Raw genomic sequence first — 21,711 nt, 5'->3', positions numbered from 1 at the left:
GCTCCTAACCCACACGCTCACGCCGGCCGAGGATACCCTGCGGTCGGAACAGAAGAACAACAATCATGATGAACAGCGCACCGACGTACTTGAGGTCGGCGGGCAGGCCGAACACGGTAGTCAGTTCCACGAAGATACCTACGACGATGGAGCCGATCAGGGCGCCGAAGACGGTTCCCAAACCACCCAGGGTCACGCCGGCGAAGATGAGCAGCAGGATCTGCGAGCCCATGTCGAAGGTGACACCTGGACGGTAGTACGCCCACAGGATGCCGCCGAGGGAAGCGAGGACGCCGCCCACAATCCAGACAATGCGGATCACAGAGTCAACGTCGATGCCGGAGGCAGCTGCCAGTGCGGGGTTGTCCGCTACGGCGCGGGTCGCCTTGCCGAGGCGGGTCTTAAGCAGGACGATGCCGATCAAAGCGATCACCACGGCACTGATAATCAGGGACCACAGATTATTCGGAGAAATCGACACAGGTCCGATTTGGATCTCAGCACTCTGCGCGCCAGGCAGCTGTTGTGTTGCGCCGCCGAAGAAGAACTGAATGACGTAGCGGATTGCCAGTGCCAGGCCGATGCTGACAATCATCATGGGGACCAGGCCGGAGCCACGCTTCCTCAAGGGCCGCCAAAGCCCTGCGTCCTGGACGTATCCGAAGAGACCGCCGCCCACCAGGGCAAGCAGGATCGCCAGCCAGAAGGGTAGCCCGAAGGCATTGAACATGAACACCAGTACCGCGCCCAGCGTCACCATCTCACCGTGGGCGAAGTTGGTCAGGCCGGTGGTTCCGAAGATCAGGGAAAGGCCAACTGAGGCGAGTGCAAGGAGGAGGCCAAAGCTAAGACCCGCAACGAGGCGATTGAGGAGGTTTTGGCCGAAGTCCTGTTGCTGCACCACAATGCCCTCGCCAAAGGCGAAGATCACCGACAAGTTGGATGTTTGGCTGAAGGTGACATCACGGGGATTGTCCTGTCCCTCGGCCAGTGCGATTCCCTCCGGCAACGTGGAGGTATCCAGCTCAATGGTGTAAGTACCTTGGACGGGAACGCCGATGGTCCAGGCTCCGTTTGCACCGGAGGTGGCTTCACCTTCGAATCCGTTGCCCGTGGCTTTGATCTTGACTCCGGATATGGGGGCCCGGGCATCGTCGCGGAGGAACCCGCTGATGTTGTTTTGGAACGACGTCGGTGACGGCGAAGGCGAGGGGGTGGTTGCCTGTGCCGAAGGGGCGGCGATCAACAGAGCGGTAATGAGGGCTGCGAACAGCGCCCCCACAACTCTCTGCAGTCCCTTGGACCGTCTCATGGACGGGTCGCGCAGTGTGCTTCTCAAAATGGAAACCTCCACAGTGGGGGTGGTCCCGGCTGCGCCATTGCAGCCGGTGCGAACGGTCATGGGGCTTGTGAATTGTTCTTGCCTAGCTGCCTCGTTTGTGATCTAAGTCACCCATGTGTGGCCTATGTTACCGCCCGGTGGAGGCAATAAACGCCCAGTTCGGGGCTGGGAAGATCGCGATCAGATAACAACTGTGAAGCTATAGGCAACTTGTGATGCACCAATGCTCGCAAACCTCCGGGAGCAGCCGCTGGTCCTTTTCTTGTCACGGTTGAGTTTCGTCTGGGTGAACAAGGGAACTTTCCCTGCCGCGCGCACGTGGTAATTGGTACCGTGAATTATCACTAGCCCTTTTTCAGGAGGACACCCGCAATGGCACTTGGCGGAAACCCAGTCTTCAACGGAAAGAATTTCCGTGGAGCAAAGCAGGCCCCGCCTGTACCGCAGAACCCGTACGGCCAGCAGTTCAACCAAGCACCCGGCCGTGCACCGAGCCAGGTCATGGACGGCCACGCAGCATGGTCCGCCCAGCAGCAGAACATGACCAACGAGCAGCTGCAGCAGATGTACAACCAGCCTGCTGCAGGCCCGGCCGACACCGGCCGCATGACCTATGACGACGTCATCATGAAGACCGTCGCCTGCCTCGTTGTGCTGATCATCGGTGCCGGCGTCACTCTCTTCGTTGCTCCCGGCCTCTCCACCATGCTGATGATCGTTGGTGCACTGGGCGGCTTCGTCCTTGCCCTGGTCAACACCTTCAAGAAGCAGCCTTCACCGGCCCTGATCCTCGCCTATGCCGGCCTTGAAGGCCTGTTCCTGGGCGGACTTACCCGAGTCCTGGATGGCATGTACCCCGGTGTCGGCCTTCAGGCTGTCATCGGTACGCTGGCAGTTTTCGGCGTCACCCTGGTGCTCTTTAAGAGCGGCAAGGTCCGCGCCACCCCCAAGATGGTGCGCTTCTTCATGATCGCCACTATCGGTTACGCGGTCTTCGCACTGATCAACCTGGTGATGTCGTGGACCGGTGTTGTGCAGGAGCCCTTCGGCCTGCGCACAAGCGTTGAGTTCTTCGGCATCCCGCTGGGCGTTTTCATCGGTATCCTGGCCATCGGCCTGGCCGCATTCTCGCTGATCATGGACTTCACCAGCATCGAGGAAGGCGTCCGTGCAGGCGCCCCGGAGCGGTACTCCTGGGTTGCGGCATTCGGCCTGACGGTCACCTTGGTGTGGCTCTACGTTGAAATCATCCGCCTGCTGGCAATCCTTCGAGGCGACGACTAGTTACCAACAGCTCCAACGCGAAATGCCCCCGAAGAGTCTTCGGGGGCATTTTTGTGTCGCTGAGGGGTCAGATCCAACCACTCGCCACCTGAAGACCTGTCGGCTAGCTCAAGCGCTCAAAAACCACGGCCATGCCCTGGCCTCCGCCCACGCACAGTGTGGCCAGGCCCAGGGTTCCGTCGCGTTCTTTGAGCCCATTGAGGAGCGTGCTGGTCATCCGGGCCCCGGTCATGCCGAAGGGATGGCCCAAAGCGATGGCGCCACCATGGACGTTCAGCTTCGATGGATCAATTCCCAGCTCGCGGGCGCTCGCCACCACCTGCACGGCGAAGGCTTCGTTGAGCTCCACGAGGTCGATGTCGTCCATGGTCAGTCCTGCCAGGACGAGGGCCCGCCGGGTCGATTCCACGGGACCCATGCCCATAAGCTCCGGGGAGAGGGCGCTGACGCCGGTTGACACCACCCGCGCCAGCGGTTGCAGGCCCAATTCGCGGGCGCGCGCGTCACTCATGACCACCACAGCCGCGGCACCGTCGTTCAGGGGGCAGGCATTACCTGCAGTCACGGTCCCCTCCGTACGGAACACAGGCTGTAACGCGGAGACGGCGTCCAAGGTGACCCCGGCCCGGGGCGAGTCATCGCGCTCCACCACAACTCCGTCCTTGCGCGTGTAGGGCGTGATGTCGCGGGCATAGAACCCTGAGGCGATGGCGGCTTCGGCGCGATTCTGGCTCAGGACACCCCACTCGTCCTGCTCGGCCCGGCTGATTCCGTAGCTTGTGGCCACGTTTTCGGCGGTCTGGCCCATGGAGATATAGATATCGGGTAGCCGCCCGCCGAGACGCGGGTCGGTCCACGGGATGTTGGAGGCCGCGCGCGCCGCAGTACGCTGGGCCGCTGCCTCGAAAAGAGGGTTGTGGTTAGAGGAATCCGTTTCGCCGGCCCCTGCCCAGTTCTGGTACCTGGACACACTCTCCACCCCGGCGGACACGATCGCGTGCGCCTCCCCGGATTTGATGGCATGGAAGCCCATCCGCAAGGTTTGCAGGCTGGAGGCACAGAAGCGGTTGATAGTTGCTGCGGGTACGCGGTCCAAACCCGCCAGGACGGCAACCACCCGTGCCATGTTGGATCCGGCCTCACCGCTGGGTTCAGCGCAGCCCAGCAGGATGTCGTCCAGGCCCTGCCCGTCCTCGGCGGCGGGATCGAAGCCCGGAACCTTTGCGAGGGCGGCCTGCACCATGGCGGTGGCCAGGTCATCCGGACGTTCGTCTTTGAGGGAACCCTTGAAGGCCCGGCCAATCGGGCTTCTTGCAGTTGCTACGATGACAGCCTCAGTCATGGCCCCAGCTTACGCCCGGCATCCGCTGGGACGCCGGGCGCTCGCGCGGTGGAACTGAACGCGTCAGGCGAGGCGCAGGGCGCCTTCTGCCGGGGTAACGGTGAAGATGTCAGGTGCGGTGAAGCCCGCCTCCGCGAAAGAACGCACGACGGCGTCGCGAACCTGCTGCTCTTGGCCCACCGGAGTCAGTGCGATGGCTGATCCGCCAAAGCCGCCGCCGGTCATGCGTGCACCGATGGCGCCGTTGGCCCGGGATGTGTCCACGGCGAGGTCGAGTTCCGGGCATGAGATCTCAAAATCGTCGCGCATGGAGACATGGCTGGCATCCAGCAGTGCACCAATCGCGGCAGGGCCCTGGGAGTCCAGGGTTTCCACTGTCTGAAGTACGCGATCATTTTCGGTGACCACGTGGCGGACTCTCCGGAGGGTCGTCTCGTCCAGCAACCCGGAGGCTTCCTCCAAACGCTCCACGCCGACGTCGCGCAGTGCCTTGACGCCAAGGATCTCGGCACCCAACTCGCAGGACGCGCGCCGGGAGGCGTAACCGCCGTCGGCGTGTGAATGCGACACCTTGGTGTCAATGACCAACAGGACCAGGCCGGACGCTTCTGCGTCGAACCGGACCAGCTCCACATGCTGGTCGCGGCAGTCCAGGAAAACGGCGTGCCCCTTGGCGCCACGCAGGGAAGCCGACTGGTCCATGATGCCCGTAGGCGCGCCTACGAACACATTTTCGGCGCGCTGGGTAACGAGCACCAGGTCTTCGGCAGCCAGACCGGCGCCAGTCAACTCGTTGAGGGCCGAGATGACGGCGCACTCGATTGCGTGGGAGGAAGACAAACCAGCGCCGGAGGGAACATCGGAGTCGAGCAGGAGGTCAAAGCCAGGCACCGTGACGCCACGTTCCTTAAGCGCCCAAGCGACGCCGAGGGGGTAGCGTGACCACCCTTCACCTGACCCGGGTTCCGAGTCCGCCAGGTCGGCTTCCACGATTCCGTGGCCGCCGAAGGTGGACAGCATGCGCACCTTCGAGTCGTCTCGGACGCGCAAGGCCACCTTTGCTGTCTTGTCGATAGCGAAGGGCAGCACAAAGCCCTCGTTGTAGTCCGTATGTTCGCCGATGAGGTTAACCCGTCCCGGTGCCTGCCACACGCCGTCGGCAGCTGCGCCGAACGTTTCCTGGAAGCGGGCGGCGAGGACGCTGGTCTCGGTAGTGGTGGTCATGCTCGTGTGCCTTCCAGAGTCATAGTCGAAGGTTGTGCGGCGACGCTACGCAGCCGTTCCGCCACTGCCTCGGGGGTGGTGTCGTTGATGAACGCGCCCATGGCGGCCTCGGAACCGGCCAGGTACTTCAGCTTATCGGCAGCACGGCGGGGAGAGGTGAGCTGCAAGTGCAGTTGGCCTGCAGGGCGAAGGGCAGGGTCCAAGGGTGCCTGGTGCCAGGCAGAGATGTACGGCATGGGGGTGGGGTAGAGGGCGTCGAGCCGCTTCAACAGGTCCAAGTAGACGTGCGAGAGCTCATCGCGTTCTTCGCCCGTCAACGCGGCAAGATCCGGGACGCTGCGGTGCGGAACGAGGTGGACTTCCAAAGGCCAGCGCGCAGCGAACGGCACATAGGCGCTGAAGTGCTTGGCCTCCAGGACCATGCGGCTGCCGTCCTCACGTTCGGCCTTGAGGAGGGAGGCCCCGAGCGTTTCCTTCGCGTCGACGTCGTCGTAGTACTTTCGCGCTACCGCACCGAGCTGGGCGGCGCGGGGGGTCACGTAGGGGTAAGCGTAAATTTGGCCGTGCGGGTGGTGCAAGGTGACGCCGATGTCCGCGCCGCGGTTCTCGAACGGGAACACCTGCTGGATGCCGGGGAGGGCGCTCAGAGTTTCAGTGCGTTGGGCCCACGCTTCGATGACCGTACGCGCACGTGTTTCGCCCAGTTCAGCGAAGGAGCCGGTGTGCTGAGGTGTGAAGGTGACAACCTCGCAGCGGCCGTACGCCGGGCCCTTGAGGCTGTGGCCGGAGTGCCCGGGTGCAGGAAGCGGGGGGATATCACCCACGGCCGGACCCAATGAAGGGAAGCGGTTCTCGAACACCACCACGTCATAGTCCGATGCCGGGATTTCCGAAGGGTTAGCAGCCGTGGTGGGGCAGATGGGGCACTGATCAGCAGGGGGAAGGTGCGTACGGGTTTGGCGGTGGGCAGCTACCGCCACCCAGTCACCGGACAAAGCGTCGTAGCGCACCTCGCCTGGCTCGCCACGGGCAGGAAGCTCGCGGTGGTCCACCAGGGAATCCGGTGTTCGCTCCGGCGTTCCGGGGTCGTCGAAGTAGATCAGCTCTCGGCTGTCCGCGAGGCGGGTGCTGGTGATGCGGCTCATAGGTTCAGTATTTCACAAGTGACCAAAAACGCATAGTTTCTAACAAAAGCTAACATTCATCTCGTCGTGAAGGTCAGGCAATGCAGTACGGTATTGCCATGTCTGTCTCCCCGTCGCCAGCCGATAACGCCCATCAGTCCGAGTCCCGCCGCTTCGCCACGGGCCGCCAGTTCGAGCTCCGCCGGGGCGATGCGCTCGCCGTCATTACCGAGCTCGCCGCCGGCCTGCGACTCTACTCCCGTGGCGGCGTCGAGCTGACTGAAAGCTACGGCGACGACCACATTGCCCCCGGTGCTACGGGTATCACCCTGGCGCCGTGGGCCAACAGGGTAGAGGACGGGATCTGGTACCTGGACGGCAAGAAGCAGCAACTGGACATCACCGAGGCCTCACGCAACAACGCCAGCCACGGACTCTTGCGCAACACCGGGTACGTGCTGGTGGACGAATCCGAGTTCTTCGTGACGCTGGAAGCCACAGTATTTCCCCAGCACGGCTACCCGTTCCTGGTGCGGCACCAGGTGCGCTACGAACTGGACCAGAACCTTGATCTCCGCGTCTCCCAGACGCTGATCAACGATTCCCAAAGCAATGCCCCCTTCGTCCTGGGCGCGCACCCGTACCTGCGGATCGGCGATGTAGCCCCCGAGGACCTGGTCCTGACCGTCCGGGCTGCCACCCGGCTGGTGGCGGACGAGCGCCTCATTCCGCGCAGCACCGCGCCTGCGGACGGTGAGTACGACCTCTCCGGTGGTGCCCGAGTAGGCGGCCTGCTGGTGGACGTCGCCTTGACTGACCTGGCGTTCGACGGCGGCTCGGCGCGCCATACGCTGACCGCACCGGATGGCCGCAGTGTGAGCCTGGAGCAGGACGAAAACTGCCAATATGTTCACGTCTTCGTCACCGACACCTTCCCGGGCCGTTCCAAAGCCGTTGCCCTTGAACCCATGACCGGGCCGGCCAACGCCTTCAACAGCGGTGATGGCCTCCGGTGGTTGGCACCCGGCGAGGCATTCACCATGCGTTGGGGAATCGCAGCCTCCCTATAGCTCCCTAGACTCGGAAAAGCCTGGGAATGGCTCCGACGGGCTTGGAAATGTCCCGGAAGTGAGAGCCGGTTTCCCATACGGCGCGCCCTGCGGAATTATGGGTTCATGACGCCAACACCGGACGCCAAAACACGTTCTGACCGCCAAATTGCCGAAGACATCCCGTATGGGGTGCGCATTGCAGCAGCCTGGTCCTGGCGGGCCGGTCTGATCCTGCTCATGATCGGCGCCCTTGTATGGCTGCTGGGCAAAGTTAGCTTCCTCATTATCCCGGTGATGGTTGCTGCGCTGTTGGCCGGCTTGCTGCACCCGGTAGTGAAGTGGCTGCGCAACCGCAAGGTACCCAACGGGGGAGCGGTTGCCATCACAGTGCTGGGCTTCATTGGCGTGATCGGCGGTGCCCTCGCGCTGGTTGGCAGGCAACTGGTGACAGGCTTTGGTGCCCTCTGGCAGGAGGCGCTGGCAGGCATCCAGCAGATTCAGACGTGGTTGGCCGATGGGCCGCTGCACCTGACCGCAGACCAGATTGACCAGTACATTTCCGACGGCGCGGACGCCCTCCAGAACAACAGCAGCAGCATCCTCAGCGGTGCGTTGTCCTTCGGCAGCACCGCCGGTCACTTCGCGGCCGGTCTTGTCCTTGCACTGTTCATACTTATCTTCTTCCTCCTGGAGGGACCCCGGATCTGGGCCTTCATGGTCCGGCTCCTGCCCAGGAGCGCACGGAGGGCCACTGACGGCGCCGGGCGCCGGGGCTGGACGTCCATGGTCAGCTACGTGCGAATTCAAATGTTCGTCGCGTTCGTGGATGCTGTGGGCATCGGCGTCGGCGCAGCCATCATCCAGGTCCCGTTGGCCCTGCCCTTGGCGGTGCTGGTGTTCATCGGCTCGTTCATTCCGGTGGTGGGTGCCTTGGTGACCGGTGCCATCGCGGTCCTGCTCGCCCTCGTGGCCAACGGGCCCATCAACGCACTGATCATGCTGGCAATCGTGCTGGTGGTGCAGCAGCTTGAAAGCCACATCCTGCAGCCCCTGGTGATGGGCAAGGCCGTGGCACTTCATCCGGTGGCAGTGATCCTCTCAGTTGCCGCCGGATCGTACCTGGCCGGCATCCCCGGAGCCCTGTTCGCGGTTCCGTTGCTCGCCGTAGTAAACACGGCAGTTCGCTACATTGCGGGCCGGACGTGGGAACATGATGAAGGATTGGGCGGTGTGGAACTCCAGCCGGCTGCCGCTTCGGCGGGGCCGGACAGTGATGCCAACTTCAAGGAGGTCCACCTCCCACGGCCCGAATCGCGCCTCGCCAAAGGCGTCACCGGCAAGACCAAGGCTTCGGGGAGCGCCTCTGTTGAGGAGCCTCAAGCCGACACCAACAAAGGAGAATAGTCAGTGAATACCCTCGAAACCCTGCCCGTCACGCTGGACGATGTCCTCAAGGCGCAGGAGCTCCTCGAGGGCATTATTACCAAGACTCCTGTGGAGTCGTCCCGTGCGCTGGGCAGCCTCGTGGGCGGCAACGTCTTTTTCAAGTGTGAGAACCTGCAGCGCGCAGGCTCCTTCAAGGTTCGCGGCGCCTACGTGCGCATGGCGCGCCTGACGGACGAGGAAAAGAAGCGCGGCGTCGTGGCGGCCTCAGCCGGTAACCACGCCCAAGGTGTAGCAGTGGCGGCCAAGAGCCTGGGCATCAACGCCCGCATTTACATGCCCCTGGGTGTGGCCCTGCCCAAGCTGGCGGCCACCAGGAGCCACGGCGCCGAGGTGGTCCTGCACGGCCACAACGTGGATGAGGCCTTGGCGGAAGCGCAACGCTACGCCAACGAGACAGGCGCAGTGTTTGTCCACCCCTTTGACAACGTGGATGTTGTTGCCGGACAGGGCACCATCGGGCTCGAAATCCTGGACCAGATCCCCAACGTAGACACCATCCTCATGGGTGTTGGCGGCGGCGGGCTGCTGGCAGGCGTAGCTGTGGCCATCAAGGCCAGGGCCAAGGAACTTGGCCGCGAGATCAGGGTGATCGGCGTACAGGCAGAAAACGCCGCCGCCTACCCGCCCTCACTTGCCGCCGATGCCTTGGTGCCACTGAAAAAGGTCACCACCATGGCCGACGGCATTGCGGTAGGACGTCCGGGGCAACTGCCCTTCAGCATCATCCGCGAGCTTGTTGACGACGTAGTCACCGTGAGCGAGGACTCGCTCGCCCGTGCCCTGATCTTCCTCCTCGAGCGCGCCAAGATGGTGGTGGAGCCAGCCGGGGCGGTCGGAGTAGCCGCACTGATGGACGGCAAGATCGACAACCCGGGGAACACCGCCGTCGTGCTTTCCGGCGGCAACATCGATCCCATGCTCATGCTCAAAGTCATCCAGCGCGGTCTCTCGGCCGCAGGCCGTTTCATGACGGTCCGCATGATGCTCGATGACCGGCCGGGTTCGTTGGCCACCATAGCCCGCATCATCGCTGAAAACGATGCCAACGTCACCGGCCTGGACCACACCCGTTTGGGTGGTTCCATCAGCATGGGGGACGTCTCCATCACTATCAACCTGGAAACCAAAGGCCACGAACACGGCGAGCAGGTTCTCGGTGCACTGCGGGCCGAGGGCTTCCAGCCGATCGTGGTGCACTGACGGAAGGGGCGCCCATGGTGCTTGGAATGCCTGAGGAATCAAAGGAAGAGGCGCGCGAATCTTTGGCCGGGCGGGCGAAAGGCGGCCTGCTCTTTATGGGCGGCTTCGTTGTCCTGCTCTACGTCATAGAGATCCTCAATACCTTGATGCGCCACGGACTGAACTCCACCTTTGGTCTGCGCTCCCGCTCCATTGACGGGGTACTGGACATCCTGACCTTTCCGCTGCTGCACGCCAACTTCAACCACCTTCTGTCCAACACGCTGCCGCTGATCATCTTCGGCTTCCTGGTGTTCCTGTCCGGCATCCGCGTGTTCATCACGGCGTTGGCATTCAGCTGGCTCGGGTCAGGGCTGGCGGTGTGGCTGATCGGCGGGGGAGGGGTGACCGTGGGGGCATCCGGACTGGTGTTCGGGTTCTTCGCGTTCTTGCTGGTGCGTGGATTCTTCAACCGCAGCTGGTGGCAAATCCTGCTCTCCGTGGTGCTGTTCATGGCCTACGGCAGCATCCTCTTCGGCGTGCTTCCCACGGTCATGGGTTACATCTCGTGGCAGGCGCACCTCGGCGGGGCAATAGGCGGCGTCGTTGCTGCTATCCTGCTGCGTCCCAAGCCCAAGCCCGCCGTACTCTAACCCAACCGCCACTAACCCAACCGCCCCCACCCCTACCAGCGTGCCCCTACACAACTGAGTGCACGACGACCAGTTGGGTGAGCACACGAAAAACGCCGGTCCACCCCGAAAAGGGGTGGACCGGCGTCGTGTTCTCAGGCCGGGTGAGCCGCCGCTTAGCCTGCGTACGGCTTGGCCGAAACGATCTCCACCGGAATTTCCTTACCGTTGGGAGCGATGTAGCTCAGCTTGTCGCCCTCCTTGTGTCCGATGATCGCTGCGCCCAGGGGCGATTTCTCGCTGAAGACGTCAATGTCCGAGTCACCGGCGATTTCACGCGAACCCAAAAGGAACTTCTCTTCGTCACCGGCGATGCGGGCAATAACCAGCATGCCGGGCTCAACGATTCCGTCATCTGCCGGGGCCTCGCCCACATGGGCGTCGCGCAGAAGGGCGGTGAGCTGGCGGATACGTGCCTCGATCTTGCCCTGCTCCTCTTTGGCTGCGTGGTAGCCGCCGTTTTCCTTGAGGTCGCCTTCCTGGCGGGCAGCTTCGATCTTCTGGACAATATCCGCCCGGCCAGCGCCGGAAAGGTGGTCCAGCTCAGCCGTCAAGCGATCGAATGCTTCCTGGGTGAGCCAAGCTGCAGTGGCGCTGTTGGTGGTAGACACGGATTTCTCCTCTAGATCTGACAATGCAAAAAGACCCCGCCGAGGTGGCCACTCGTGATACTCAGTAACCAACTTAACGGGGTGAAGGTTTCATCCATTGTAGTAAATCCTTTGGACGAACCCAAACCGGTTGAGTCTTGGCTCACACGAGATGCTATTTGCCGCTGTCCACGATCCAGCAGTTGTCCACCACTCCCGAGACAGCCGGGGACTCGGTCCTTAGGACAGTTCGCTGCGCGGTGGTGCTGCCGCCGTCGGGATCATCCTGGGGATCGTTGGGCCCGATTTCCACTACCTTCCAGCCCACCACCGCGAACTTCGAATCCAAGGCCTTGATGGCACATTTGGCTGTAGCTCCGGGGTACTTTGTGACCTGGTAATCAACCTCTGCCTGGGTGTCGTCCACCGTGCTGTACCCAATGTCCTTGAACGTGACCGGGGCCTGCGCGGAGCCCGTTGCCACGTAGGCGGCGAACCCAATCCCCAGGACCAAGGCGGCGATGACGATGTTCCGCTTGGTCTTGCGCGTCATGGCGCGCTTTTGACCGCCGTAACGATTGGCTAGGCTGGAGCTTGCCGGTACTCGGGTGGCCGATAGGTCCTCTGAAGTCACCCATCCAGTTTAGTGCCGATCCCGGCGCCCCATCACCGCCCCCAAGCTCGATCCATGAAAGAGGAGCCGTCACGTGACAGCGTCCAGCAGTTCCGACCAGCAGCTCCGGCTGCTCGCCGTCCACGCCCACCCGGACGATGAGTCCAGCAAGGGCGCTGCAACCATGGCGATGTACGCCGCTGCCGGAGTGGACGTCATGGTTGCCACCTGCACGGATGGCTCGCGCGGAGACATCCAGAACCCTGCCATGGAAGAGGCCCCCCACCCCAAGCGGGACATGGCCGGCGCCCGTCGCATCGAGATGGCAAACGCAGCCGCCGTACTGGGAATCCAGCAGCGTTGGCTGGGCTTTGTGGACTCGGGCCTTCCCGAAGGTGACCCCCTCCCGCCGCTGCCGCCCGGTTGCTTTGCCTTGCAGCCGCTGGAGCGCGCCACTGCGCCCTTGGTGCGGCTGGTGCGTAACTTCAAGCCGCACGTCATCCTCAGCTATGACGAAAACGGTGGTTACCCGCACCCGGACCACATCATGGCCCATAAGGTTGCCGTGGAAGCTTTTGAGGCCGCTGGCGATGCCGGGCGCTACCCGGGCATGGGTGAGCCATGGGCGCCCAGCAAGCTCTACTACGACCGCGCCTTCAGCCCGGATCGGTTCCGTGCGCTGCATTTTGCGTTGGAAGCAGCGGGCCTGCAATCTCCCTACGCCGAGCGGCTGGCTGCGTGGCTGGAAACCGACGCAGAAGGCCACACTGCACCGGAGGCAGGGCACCGGACCACCACCCAGGTTGAATGCGGTGATTTCTTTGAGGCCCGGGATGACGCTCTCCGTGCACACAGGACCCAGATCGACCCCCTCGGCTTCTTCTTCGCAGTGTCACCGGATCTGCAGCGGTCGACGTGGCCATGGGAGGACTACACCCTGATCAAGTCCCGGGTCCCTTCAGAGCTGCCGGAAAAGGACCTGTTCGCGGGGATAAGATAGGAAAGCCGGTAGTTTCTATCGCTCGTAGAAATTACTGTGTGACCAGCCGGCTTACCGGCCACGCGCTGCCAGTCGGCACGCATCAGCTCCCATAGAAGGTTTGAAAGTGCATCACTTGATTCTTGCCCTGACCGTCACTCCGTCGCCTGATCCCACGGGCACGCTGCGGCCTGGCCTGTCCGAGGATCAGGTGACGCCCGGTACGTGGGGCTTCGTCCTCACGGCCTTCATTGTGATTCTGACCACGTTTTTGATTGTGGACATGGTTCGCAGGATTCGGCGGGTCCGCTACCGCGCACAGGTTGAGGAAGCGCGCCTGGCTGCCGAAGCTGGAGACGACGCCGGCAGCTCGGCTGAGGAGAGCGGCGAAAGCGGCCCTCGAGGCCGCTGAATCCGGCCTAGCTCAGCACTGCCATCATGATCGCCACGAAGTGCGCGGCGAAGGCCAGCACCGTGAAGGCATGGAAGAGCTCGTGGAAGCCGAAGTGCCGGGCACTGAAGTTCGGTCTCTTGATGGCGTAAAAGACAGCGCCGGCAATGTACAGCGCGCCGCCCACGCAAATGAGTATCGCTGCAGGGGCGTTGGCAGTGAAGAACTGGGGCAGATAGAACAAAGCTCCGCAGCCCAAGGCGATATAGACCGGAACGTAGAGCCAGCGGGGAGCGTGCGTCCACAGAATGCGGAAGAGAACGCCAACTATGGCTCCGGACCACACCAGCCAGAGCAGGGTCACGGCCTGTGAGCGCTCCAGGAGGGACCACGCCAGGGGCGTGTAGCTACCGGCGATCACCAGCATGATGTTGGTGTGGTCCAGCCGCTTGAGCAGCATTCGGACCTTGGGTGACCAGTTTCCGCGGTGGTAAACGGCGCTGACGCCAAACAGCAGAAAGCCCGTCAACGCGTAAATGGCTGACGTGATCTTGCGGTCCGGGGTAGGGGCGACGGTCACCAGGATTATCCCTGCAGCGAGTGCGAAGGGAGCGGCGACGGCGTGGATCCAGCCACGCCAAAGGGGCTTGGTGTCAAGGATCTCAGCCATGGGACAAGAATAACTTACGTTTCGGTAAGTTACCCACTGGTAACAAAGAGCGGGCCGAATTTGACCGGCGACTGCACCGGGGTGGCAGCTGGGGACGGTAGCCTTGGATGTGCGCCGTCGTCGTACAAGTAAGGAAGTCAGGTGAGTCCGGTGGAGCTGCCCGGTTTCCTCTATGGCTTCTACGAGCGCAAGCTACTGCGTTCCCTCAAGCAAGACAGAATCCCGCGGCATATCGGCGTCATGGTGGATGGAAACCGTCGGTGGGCCCGGCAGTTCAATGCGCCCACCAGCCAAGGACACCAGGCTGGGGCCGACAAGATCCACGAGTTCCTCGGCTGGTGCCAGGAACTCGGCGTCAAGGTAGTCACCCTCTACATGCTCTCCACGGACAACATGAGCCGCTCCGGCGAAGAACTGGACCTGCTCATGGGCATCATCGCCAACACCATGGACCGCCTTGACGAAGACGAAGACGTCTCCGTCCACGCCATGGGCGCACCGGAACTCCTCCCGGATTACCTGGCCGAGCGCCTCAACAAACTCACCGCCCGCACCCCCGTCCACGAAAAAATCCACGTGAACGTGGCCGTGGGCTACGGCGGCCGCCGCGAAATCGTCGACGCCGTACGCGAACTCCTGCACGACGCCGACGCCAAAGGACGCAGCATGTCCGACGTCGCAAATGAACTTTCGGTGGACGACATCTCCAGGTTCCTCTACACCCGCGGCCAACCCGATCCGGACCTGGTGATCCGAACCTCAGGCGAGCAGCGGCTCTCAGGCTTCCTCATGTGGCAAAGCGCCTACAGCGAGTTTTACTTCTGCGAAGCTCTCTGGCCGGCCTTCCGGAAGGTCGATTTTCTCCGCGCGCTCAGGGACTATGCCGGGCGCCAGCGGCGGTTCGGCGCGTAGGCGACCCCGGTTTACCAAAATTTAACGAGTCGGACATGCGACTTGCCGGGCGTGGACTGCGGAAATGAATGTGCTGAGGATTACGTTAATCCCATCAGCAGGCAAAACCGCCCGCTGATCGGGGAGGCCAGTATATGGAGCGGACTATCGCACCAGTTACATGGGAGGCCACGCCCGGCCTTCCGGCCGAGCCGCTTCACCATTAGGCCGGGCGAACTGCCCGGGGCTGGAGTCGATGTGGCTATTTCTGAGCAACTGCCCGCAATGGTTTCCGACGGGGAAAGTGCAGCTACCTCTCGCGCCAAGCGGGTCTCACCACAAGGGCGGACCACACCATCCGCCACAGGCCGCAGCTACGTGATCGATACGTCCGTCCTGCTATCCGATCCACACGCACTGTTGCGCTTCGCCGAACACGAGGTGATTGTCCCCATCGTGGTCATCAGCGAACTGGAAGGGAAACGCCACGACCCCGAACTGGGCTACTTTGCCCGGAAAGCGCTGAGGCTCCTGGATGACCTCAGAATCGAACACGGCGGACTGGACCATTCCATCCCCATCGGCAAAGACGGCGGAATGCTCAGGGTGGAAATGAACCACATCTCCCCGGAAGTGTTGCCCGCGGGATTCCGTGGGGGAGACAACGACAGCCGCATCCTGGCTGTCGCCAAGAACCTGGCCAACGAGGGCCACAACGTAACCGTCGTGTCCAAAGACCTCCCCATGCGCGTCAAAGCCTCTGCCATGGGACTTCAAGCTGACGAGTACCGCAACGAACTCGTCAAAGACTCCGGCTGGACGGGCATGGCCGAAGTGGACGCCACCGAGGAAGAAATCACTACCCTCTACGGTCACGAACCAGCTTTTATCCCCGCAGCCGCGGAACTGCCCGTCAACACAGGACTCGTTCTCCTCTCCAACCGCGGCTCCGCGCTGGGCCGGGTTGGGGCAGACAAGCAGGTCCGGCTCGTCAAAGGCGACCGTGACGTCTTCGGACTCCACGGACGTTCAGCAGAACAACGGTTGGCCATCGATCTCCTCATGGACCCCGCCGTGGGCATCGTCTCCATCGGTGGCCGCGCAGGCACCGGCAAGTCCGCACTAGCCCTCTGCGCGGGCCTGGAAGCCGTCCTGGAACGCCAGGAACACCGCAAAGTGGTGGTGTTCCGCCCCCTTTACGCGGTAGGCGGCCAGGAACTCGGCTACCTCCCTGGCTCCGAATCGGAAAAGATGAACCCGTGGGCGCAGGCCGTGTTCGACACCCTCGGGGCATTGGTCAGCCAGGAAGTCGTGGAAGAAGTCATGGACCGCGGCATGCTCGAAGTCCTGCCCTTGACCCACATCCGCGGACGATCCCTGCACGATGCCTTCGTGATTGTGGATGAAGCGCAATCACTCGAGAAGAATGTGCTCCTGACCGTCATGAGCCGCATCGGACAAAACTCCAAAATTGTCCTCACCCATGACGTCGCCCAGCGCGATAACCTCCGCGTAGGGCGGCATGACGGCGTCGCAGCTGTAGTGGAGACGCTCAAGGGCCACCCGCTGTTCGGGCACATCACGCTGACCCGGTCCGAGAGGTCGCCTATTGCGGCCCTGGTGACGGAGTTGCTCGAAGGGGCTGAAATCTAACCCCATCGACGCTTTGCCCACCTACGGCGAAGGCCAGACATCCTCTGCGTGCTAGCTCGTTCCTCGCTTTTGACGCACGCTGCCGGATGCCTGGCCTTCGCCTTGTCAGGCGCCCCGCCGGAAGTTGCTAGATGGCTATATATTGGGAAAAGGCTTCGTGGCCTTGTACTGTGAGGGTCCAGGTGGGGCGTTTGAAGGTGGTGGGGGTGAGGCGGACCCTTTGGACTTCTTCCACTTTTTCGCCCCAGCCATCGCGGAAGATGCCGTTGAGTTCGTAGCCCAGGGCGGTGGAGACGCCCAGAGATTGTTGGTTCCAGACGGCTGCCTCGGAGGCGGCTACTTCCGCATTCAGGTAATCGAAGGCGTAGCTGACGACGGCGGCACGCATCTCCTTGCCGAAGCCCTGGCCCTGTGCGGACTCCTTGAGCCATGAGCCCGTGCTGACTGTTTTGAGGGTGTTGAAGTTCTTGGCACCGATGTCTTGGACGCCCAGGAGCTCATCGTCGTTCCAGACTCCTAGGAGCAGGGTCCAAGACTCAGGCGTGAAGTTCGCCCGGCAGCGCCAGTACCACTGGGCCATGTTCGGGGCGAGCTCGTCCTCTGGAAGTTCTGCCCACGGCACGCTGAATGGGCTCTTGCCGGGTCGGTGCACGCCGGAGCGGGCCGCAGCCACGGCGGCCGGGATGTCGTCGTCCAGAACGGGACGGAGGGTCAGCCTCGGGGTGGTGAGGGTGAGTCCGAACGGGGGCCATATTTCTGCCAGCGATGTCATCGCCGTAGCTTAGCGCGGATGGCGTGTGGCTCTTAGGCGGCGGGGCCTATGTCCCAGGAGATGTGGCGCCGGACGTCCGTGAGGTTCATCGATTCCGCCAGGAAAAGGTCGTCCAGCATGTACTCGTCCACGGCAAGGATCCTGAGCCAGTGGCCCTTGCCTGCGGAGTCTCCGTCCAGGCTTTCACTGGCGACGCAAACGCCGGTGGCGGTGTCGATCCTGATCATGGTCCGGCCGGGGTGTGCCAAGGGTTCCGTTGGGTCCGAGGGGACGTACGTGCGGCTGGGCGTGACGATGGTTTCCAGGGCCAGCCGGCCCTCATGGTCCACCTCGCGGGGTTGCTCGAGGAAGACGGGGTTGGTGTCCGGGAATTCCAGGGGGACCGGTGCCTTGCCGGCAAGTTCCACGGGATCCAGCGCGGCGGCGAGGCGGCCATTCCCAAAGGAGGGTTCCCCGTAGGCGGCCTCGGGACGCCGGCGGACGAGGCCGGCGTCGTCATAAACGGGCGTCACAAGATGAGCCGGCAGAAGCCACGAACGGCGCGTGGAACTGACGTAAAGATCATCCCGGGAGTCGTTGATGCCGGTGGTGCTGTGCAGAAGTTGGCCGTCCGGGGTTTCGAGGCGCAGTGCACCCGGGCGCCTGAGCCATGCCCGGACCAAGGTGGCCTTGGGCGCGGACCGTTCAAGGTACTCGAAGCGGAGGCTGGTCCACTTCCACGGCGAAGAACGGCAAAGATTGCGGAACGTGGAGGACAAGTCAAAATCCGGTCCTGCTGCACTATAGCGCCCCATATCCACAGTTTACCCAAGCGTTCAAGCGGGCCGGACGGCCAAAGCGGGATAGCATCCGAAGGTGATTCGACGACTCTCAGACCTCTGGACGGACAGCCCGCTCGGCTTTTGGCTGGTGGTGGCCGCGTGCGTGTACTTCGTGGTCACGGCAGTGCGGTTGACGGTGATAGATGTCCGGAGCCACTTGTTGCCCGATCGCATCGTGTTCCCGGCCTATGCGGTCGCCGGGACGCTCTTGCTGGCTGCGGCCCTGCTGGCGTACTTCGCCGATGCACCCACGGAGGGCGCATCGGCGGCTGTGCTCTTTGGTGTGCCCGGCCTGGGTGTGATTGCCGGCGGTGCCGTGCTCTGGCTCTTCTACTTCGTGCTGCGGCTCGTTCACCCGCCGGGGATGGGCTTCGGCGACGTGAAGCTGGCCGGAGTGCTGGGCCTCTATCTGGGCTACCTGGGATGGAGCCACATTTTTGCGGGGACGTTCGCGGCCTTCCTGTTGGGAGGGCTGTGGAGCCTGGGTATCCTGGTGGCCCGGCGAGGCACGCTGAGCTCGGCCATCCCGTTCGGCCCGTTCATGCTGGCAGGCGCGGCTGCCGCAATGCTGATCCTTCCAGCGTGAAACCATGCAAGCGCTCGTTCCGGGCTAACTGCGGCCAAATTGCAACGCTCCCCGTCTTCTCGGTGTTAACCGTGCTGGGTCATGCTTTAGGCAAGGCCACCATCGAATTGAAGGAAAACTGACACCATGGGTGCACCCGAGTTCGTGCTCAGATTACGGGAGAAGATCGGTAACGACCCCCTCTGGCTGCCGGCCGTGCGGGGAGTGGTGTTTGATGACGATGGCAGGGTGTTGTTGGGTCAACGCGCCGACAACGGCCATTGGACGCTCATCACCGGAATGCTGGAACCGGGAGAGCATCCTGCACCCGGGCTCGTGCGGGAAATCTTCGAGGAAACAGCGGTGGTGGCCGAGACTGAGCGCATCATCGGCGTCGGAGTTGTGGGGCCGGTGACCTTCCCCAACGGCGACGTGTGCGACTTCCTGGACATCACGTTCCGGTGCCGGTACATCTCCGGCGAGGCGCAGGTCAACGATGACGAATCACTGGCAGTGGGGTGGTTCGCGTTGGACGAGCTTCCGGACATGAGCGCCGGAAACCTTGAGGCCATCAGGCTCGCCACGGAGCCCGAAGGCCCCGTGGCGTACCAAGTGGAGGACTAGCGTTACTGGTGTCCCGCGTCAGCACGATCCTTGTCGAATCCCTCCGACGCCGCCAGATCGGCTTCCAAACGCGCAGTCTCCAGTCGTTGTGCCTCCAGACGGTCAGCTTCGTCCCCGCCCACAGCCTCGCCACGTGCCACCATGCCGGCGGTATCGGAGAGGGGGATCTGCTTCAGAGTAATGGCCAGGATCAGCGCGATGGCGATGAACGGAACCAGGTACCAGAACACCGGTGCCAGTGAATTGGCATAGGCGTTGACGATCGCATCGCGCAGCTGTTCAGGCATCTGTGCCAAGGCCTGGGGGTCCAGCGTGCTGGTGGACTGCGAGGCCTGCTCGGCAGAGGCCCCGGCCCCTGTGAAGGCCTCAGTGAGGGACTCCGCCAAGCGGTTGGTGAAGATTGCTCCGAAGACGGCCACGCCCAGTGAAGCGCCTACTTCACGGAAGTAGTTGTTGGTACTGGTAGCCGTACCGATCTGGTCCGCCGGAACAGAGTTCTGCACCACCAGGACGATGACCTGCATGATCAGTCCAAGGCCCGCGCCGAAGATGAAGAGCTGAACGCAGATAACCCAGATGGGGGTTGCCGCCGTGAGCGTGGTCAGCCACAGCATGGCAGCGATGGTGAGCGCTGCACCCAGGATGGGGTACATCTTGTACTTGCCGGTTTTGGAAATGCGGATGCCGGAGTAGATGGACGTGCCCATCAGGCCAACCATCATGGGCAGCATCAGCAGGCCGGATTCGGCAGCGGAGGTTCCGGATGACATCTGCAGGAACGTAGGAACGAAGGCGATGGCCGCGAACATGCCCAGGCCCAGCGTGAAGCCGATGGCCGTTGCGTTAATGAAAATGGGGTTCTTGAACAGGCTCAGCGGAATGATGGGGTCCTCGGCGCGACGCTCGACCATCACAAAGAGAACCGCAGCCAGGACCATGCCGGCGCCAAACGCCCATGTAAGGGGCGAGTCCCAGCCCTCATCCTTCTTGCCACCAAAGTCGGTGAAGAAAATGAGGCACGTGGTGGCAGCGGAGAGGAACAGGACACCGAGGATGTCGATCTTCTTCTCGGCCTTCTTGTTAGGCAGCGTCAGGGTGAACCAAGCGGTGATGAACGCGGCGATGCCGATGGGGATGTTGATGTAGAAAGCCCATTCCCAGGTCAGGTGGTCAACGAAGAACCCACCCAGCAGGGGTCCGGCCACGGCGGAGAGACCAAAGATGGCGCCCAACGGGCCCATGTACTTGCCGCGTTCTTTGGCAGGAACGATGTCGGCGATGATGGCCTGCGAAAGGATCATGAGTCCGCCGCCGCCCAGGCCCTGAATGGCGCGGAAGATGACGAAGCCCCAAAAATCGGTGGCAAACGCGCAGCCTACGGAGGCGAGGGTAAACAGGGCAATAGCTACAAGGAACAGGTTTCGCCGGCCCAGGATGTCACCGAACTTGCCGTAAATGGGCATCACGATGGTGGTTGCCAGGAGATAGGCCGTGGTGATCCAGGCCTGGTGCTCAACGCCGCCCAGCTTGCCCACGATCGTCGGCATGGCAGTGGAGACGATTGTTTGGTCAAGGCTGGACAGCAGCATGCCTGCAATCAGCGCCGAGAAGATGATCCAGATTCGCTTCTGGGTCAACAGCAGAGGTTCAGCTGCCTTGGAGAGTGTACTCATGCGGGGTCCTTCGAGGATTCAAGGGGGTTGGGGCCCAGTTGGTGGTTCGTGGCCAGCGGCTGGGCAAAGAGTTTGCGTGCGGCGTTGAGGTTCTGTTCGAGGATCCCGCGGTAGGGGCGCTCGTTGTCCTCCGAGAAGAACTGCTGCGCGGTCTTCTTGGATACTGCCCCGAACAACACCGTTGCCGTCATGACTTCGGGATGATGAGGGTCCAGACCCTCACGGGCGGCGACCAGCTCCGCAAATTGGCGCTCGCGGGCCTCACCTTCAAGAGTGAGCCGCCCCAGGAGCTGCGGCTCGGCAGTGATGGCCGCGATGAACTGCTGAACCTCTGCGCGGCTGATGGAGGAGCGCTCCATCAGGGTCACTGTGAGGACATGCAGCGCAGCAAGAAGGGTTCCGGAAATGCTGTCTGGCGTGCGGGAAGTGTTCTGGTTGAATATTTCGAGCGCATCCGTCGGCAACTCATCCGAAAATGAGCCGATCACGGCGTCTTCTTTGGAATGGAAGTAGTTGAAGAAGGTCCGGCGCGAAATCCCCGCCGCCTCGCAAACTTCCTCAACCGTAAAACCGTTGAGGCCATGCTCAGCGGTCATGGAACGCGCGACGGCGGTGATCGCCGTCCGCGTGGCAGCCCGCTTGCGCTCGCGGAGGCCGCCGTCGATATTTGCACTATTGCTCACAAAGTAAAGTTTTGCACTCTTATCTCAATAGTGCAAAAAGACAGTGGAGTTTTTGTACAGCTAATGACCCTTAGGGGGCGCCTTAGGGGCGTTAGCTGTAC

General features: G+C 62.6%; 22 protein-coding genes. 11 read left to right on the top strand and 11 right to left on the bottom strand.

Features of this window, described 5'->3' with window-relative positions:
• Positions 1–4 precede the first annotated feature (4 nt).
• Entirely contained in the window at positions 5–1,402 is a 1,398-nt protein-coding gene (locus tag HAV21_RS08970) for a branched-chain amino acid ABC transporter permease (protein WP_142939894.1), read from the bottom strand.
• A 312-nt stretch (positions 1,403–1,714) separates the two neighbouring features.
• Between HAV21_RS08970 and HAV21_RS08965 the strand changes: the two genes are divergently transcribed.
• Positions 1,715–2,626 carry a Bax inhibitor-1/YccA family protein gene (locus HAV21_RS08965; protein WP_142939893.1) on the top strand — a complete coding sequence of 304 codons (912 nt, stop codon included), beginning with the start codon at positions 1,715–1,717 and terminating at the stop codon, positions 2,624–2,626.
• Positions 2,627–2,729: 103 nt separating this feature from the next.
• Here HAV21_RS08965 and HAV21_RS08960 read toward each other — a convergent pair whose 3' ends face one another.
• From HAV21_RS08960 to galT, 3 genes are all read right to left on the bottom strand, one after another.
• Positions 2,730–3,968 carry an acetyl-CoA C-acetyltransferase gene (locus HAV21_RS08960; RefSeq protein ID WP_166841449.1) on the bottom strand — a complete coding sequence of 413 codons (1,239 nt, stop codon included), beginning with the start codon at positions 3,966–3,968 and terminating at the stop codon, positions 2,730–2,732.
• A gap of 63 nt (positions 3,969–4,031) precedes the next feature.
• The gene (galK, locus tag HAV21_RS08955; RefSeq protein ID WP_166841448.1) at positions 4,032–5,192 is read right to left on the bottom strand and encodes a galactokinase; all 1,161 of its coding nucleotides are present in this window, start codon (positions 5,190–5,192) and stop codon (positions 4,032–4,034) included.
• Complete coding sequence (gene galT / locus HAV21_RS08950) at positions 5,189–6,337, bottom strand: galactose-1-phosphate uridylyltransferase (RefSeq protein WP_166841447.1); 1,149 nt, start codon at positions 6,335–6,337, stop codon at positions 5,189–5,191. The genes galK and galT overlap by 4 nt, the downstream gene beginning before the upstream one ends.
• 80 nt (positions 6,338–6,417) lie before the next feature.
• Between galT and HAV21_RS08945 the strand changes: the two genes are divergently transcribed.
• The 4 genes from HAV21_RS08945 (at position 6,418) to HAV21_RS08930 (ending at position 10,646) form a co-directional block, all read left to right on the top strand.
• The gene (locus HAV21_RS08945; protein ID WP_166841446.1) at positions 6,418–7,386 is read left to right on the top strand and encodes an aldose 1-epimerase family protein; all 969 of its coding nucleotides are present in this window, start codon (positions 6,418–6,420) and stop codon (positions 7,384–7,386) included.
• Positions 7,387–7,491: 105 nt separating this feature from the next.
• Positions 7,492–8,772 carry an AI-2E family transporter gene (locus HAV21_RS08940; RefSeq protein ID WP_142939888.1) on the top strand — a complete coding sequence of 427 codons (1,281 nt, stop codon included), beginning with the start codon at positions 7,492–7,494 and terminating at the stop codon, positions 8,770–8,772.
• A gap of 3 nt (positions 8,773–8,775) precedes the next feature.
• Positions 8,776–10,014 carry a threonine ammonia-lyase gene (ilvA, locus tag HAV21_RS08935; protein WP_142939887.1) on the top strand — a complete coding sequence of 413 codons (1,239 nt, stop codon included), beginning with the start codon at positions 8,776–8,778 and terminating at the stop codon, positions 10,012–10,014.
• 14 nt (positions 10,015–10,028) lie between these two features.
• Entirely contained in the window at positions 10,029–10,646 is a 618-nt protein-coding gene (locus tag HAV21_RS08930) for a rhomboid family intramembrane serine protease (RefSeq protein WP_142939886.1), read from the top strand.
• Positions 10,647–10,801: 155 nt separating this feature from the next.
• Here HAV21_RS08930 and greA read toward each other — a convergent pair whose 3' ends face one another.
• Together greA and HAV21_RS08920 are read right to left on the bottom strand one after the other, a co-directional pair.
• Entirely contained in the window at positions 10,802–11,296 is a 495-nt protein-coding gene (gene greA, locus HAV21_RS08925) for a transcription elongation factor GreA (RefSeq protein ID WP_142939885.1), read from the bottom strand.
• A 154-nt stretch (positions 11,297–11,450) separates the two neighbouring features.
• Complete coding sequence (locus tag HAV21_RS08920) at positions 11,451–11,909, bottom strand: DUF4307 domain-containing protein (protein ID WP_142939884.1); 459 nt, start codon at positions 11,907–11,909, stop codon at positions 11,451–11,453.
• Between the two features lie 73 nt (positions 11,910–11,982).
• Here HAV21_RS08920 and mca point away from each other — a divergent pair, with 73 nt between their 5' ends.
• Together mca and HAV21_RS08910 are read left to right on the top strand one after the other, a co-directional pair.
• Positions 11,983–12,888, top strand: a complete 906-nt coding sequence (gene mca / locus HAV21_RS08915) for a mycothiol conjugate amidase Mca (RefSeq protein ID WP_166841445.1) — start codon at positions 11,983–11,985, stop codon at positions 12,886–12,888.
• Between the two features lie 106 nt (positions 12,889–12,994).
• Positions 12,995–13,279 carry a hypothetical protein gene (locus tag HAV21_RS08910; RefSeq protein WP_166841444.1) on the top strand — a complete coding sequence of 95 codons (285 nt, stop codon included), beginning with the start codon at positions 12,995–12,997 and terminating at the stop codon, positions 13,277–13,279.
• Positions 13,280–13,286: 7 nt separating this feature from the next.
• Here the strand turns inward: HAV21_RS08910 and HAV21_RS08905 are convergent, their stop codons facing one another.
• On the bottom strand, positions 13,287–13,928 hold the full coding sequence (locus HAV21_RS08905; RefSeq protein WP_166841443.1) for a hemolysin III family protein: 642 nt from the start codon (positions 13,926–13,928) through the stop codon (positions 13,287–13,289).
• Positions 13,929–14,078: 150 nt separating this feature from the next.
• Here HAV21_RS08905 and HAV21_RS08900 point away from each other — a divergent pair, with 150 nt between their 5' ends.
• A complete protein-coding gene (locus tag HAV21_RS08900) occupies positions 14,079–14,840 on the top strand; it encodes an isoprenyl transferase (protein ID WP_142939972.1) in 762 nt (253 codons plus the stop codon).
• Positions 14,841–15,077: 237 nt separating this feature from the next.
• Positions 15,078–16,472, top strand: a complete 1,395-nt coding sequence (locus HAV21_RS08895; RefSeq protein ID WP_142939880.1) for a PhoH family protein — start codon at positions 15,078–15,080, stop codon at positions 16,470–16,472.
• A gap of 127 nt (positions 16,473–16,599) precedes the next feature.
• Here HAV21_RS08895 and HAV21_RS08890 read toward each other — a convergent pair whose 3' ends face one another.
• A complete protein-coding gene (locus tag HAV21_RS08890) occupies positions 16,600–17,244 on the bottom strand; it encodes a GNAT family protein (protein ID WP_166841442.1) in 645 nt (214 codons plus the stop codon).
• Between the two features lie 32 nt (positions 17,245–17,276).
• Positions 17,277–18,038 carry a hypothetical protein gene (locus HAV21_RS08885; RefSeq protein WP_166841441.1) on the bottom strand — a complete coding sequence of 254 codons (762 nt, stop codon included), beginning with the start codon at positions 18,036–18,038 and terminating at the stop codon, positions 17,277–17,279.
• A gap of 61 nt (positions 18,039–18,099) precedes the next feature.
• Between HAV21_RS08885 and HAV21_RS08880 the strand changes: the two genes are divergently transcribed.
• Together HAV21_RS08880 and HAV21_RS08875 are read left to right on the top strand one after the other, a co-directional pair.
• Entirely contained in the window at positions 18,100–18,651 is a 552-nt protein-coding gene (locus tag HAV21_RS08880; protein ID WP_166841440.1) for a prepilin peptidase, read from the top strand.
• Between the two features lie 126 nt (positions 18,652–18,777).
• Complete coding sequence (locus HAV21_RS08875) at positions 18,778–19,254, top strand: NUDIX domain-containing protein (RefSeq protein ID WP_142939876.1); 477 nt, start codon at positions 18,778–18,780, stop codon at positions 19,252–19,254.
• A 2-nt stretch (positions 19,255–19,256) separates the two neighbouring features.
• On the opposite strand, the gene HAV21_RS08870 is transcribed toward HAV21_RS08875, so the two are convergent.
• Complete coding sequence (locus tag HAV21_RS08870; protein ID WP_166841439.1) at positions 19,257–20,927, bottom strand: MDR family MFS transporter; 1,671 nt, start codon at positions 20,925–20,927, stop codon at positions 19,257–19,259.
• On the bottom strand, positions 20,924–21,610 hold the full coding sequence (locus HAV21_RS08865; RefSeq protein WP_166841438.1) for a TetR/AcrR family transcriptional regulator: 687 nt from the start codon (positions 21,608–21,610) through the stop codon (positions 20,924–20,926). Before HAV21_RS08865 ends, HAV21_RS08870 begins: the two co-directional genes overlap by 4 nt.
• Positions 21,611–21,711 lie beyond the last annotated feature (101 nt).

Source organism: Paenarthrobacter sp. MSM-2-10-13 (assembly GCF_011605365.1).
Taxonomy (GTDB): domain Bacteria; phylum Actinomycetota; class Actinomycetes; order Actinomycetales; family Micrococcaceae; genus Arthrobacter.
The sequence above is the reverse complement of the archived record's forward strand: the minus strand, read 5'-3'. Positions and strand labels throughout refer to the sequence as shown.

Coding starts and splice junctions, on each gene's coding strand:
- HAV21_RS08940 (WP_142939888.1), top strand. CDS start 7,492: ATGACGCCAACACCGGACGCCAAAACACGTTCTGACCGCCAAATTGCC.
- HAV21_RS08875 (WP_142939876.1), top strand. CDS start 18,778: ATGGGTGCACCCGAGTTCGTGCTCAGATTACGGGAGAAGATCGGTAAC.
- HAV21_RS08905 (WP_166841443.1), bottom strand. CDS start 13,928: ATGGCTGAGATCCTTGACACCAAGCCCCTTTGGCGTGGCTGGATCCAC.
- HAV21_RS08930 (WP_142939886.1), top strand. CDS start 10,029: ATGGTGCTTGGAATGCCTGAGGAATCAAAGGAAGAGGCGCGCGAATCT.
- galT (WP_166841447.1), bottom strand. CDS start 6,337: ATGAGCCGCATCACCAGCACCCGCCTCGCGGACAGCCGAGAGCTGATC.
- HAV21_RS08965 (WP_142939893.1), top strand. CDS start 1,715: ATGGCACTTGGCGGAAACCCAGTCTTCAACGGAAAGAATTTCCGTGGA.
- HAV21_RS08960 (WP_166841449.1), bottom strand. CDS start 3,968: ATGACTGAGGCTGTCATCGTAGCAACTGCAAGAAGCCCGATTGGCCGG.
- HAV21_RS08890 (WP_166841442.1), bottom strand. CDS start 17,244: ATGACATCGCTGGCAGAAATATGGCCCCCGTTCGGACTCACCCTCACC.
- HAV21_RS08870 (WP_166841439.1), bottom strand. CDS start 20,927: ATGAGTACACTCTCCAAGGCAGCTGAACCTCTGCTGTTGACCCAGAAG.
- galK (WP_166841448.1), bottom strand. CDS start 5,192: ATGACCACCACTACCGAGACCAGCGTCCTCGCCGCCCGCTTCCAGGAA.
- HAV21_RS08970 (WP_142939894.1), bottom strand. CDS start 1,402: ATGACCGTTCGCACCGGCTGCAATGGCGCAGCCGGGACCACCCCCACT.
- HAV21_RS08885 (WP_166841441.1), bottom strand. CDS start 18,038: ATGGGGCGCTATAGTGCAGCAGGACCGGATTTTGACTTGTCCTCCACG.
- HAV21_RS08945 (WP_166841446.1), top strand. CDS start 6,418: ATGCAGTACGGTATTGCCATGTCTGTCTCCCCGTCGCCAGCCGATAAC.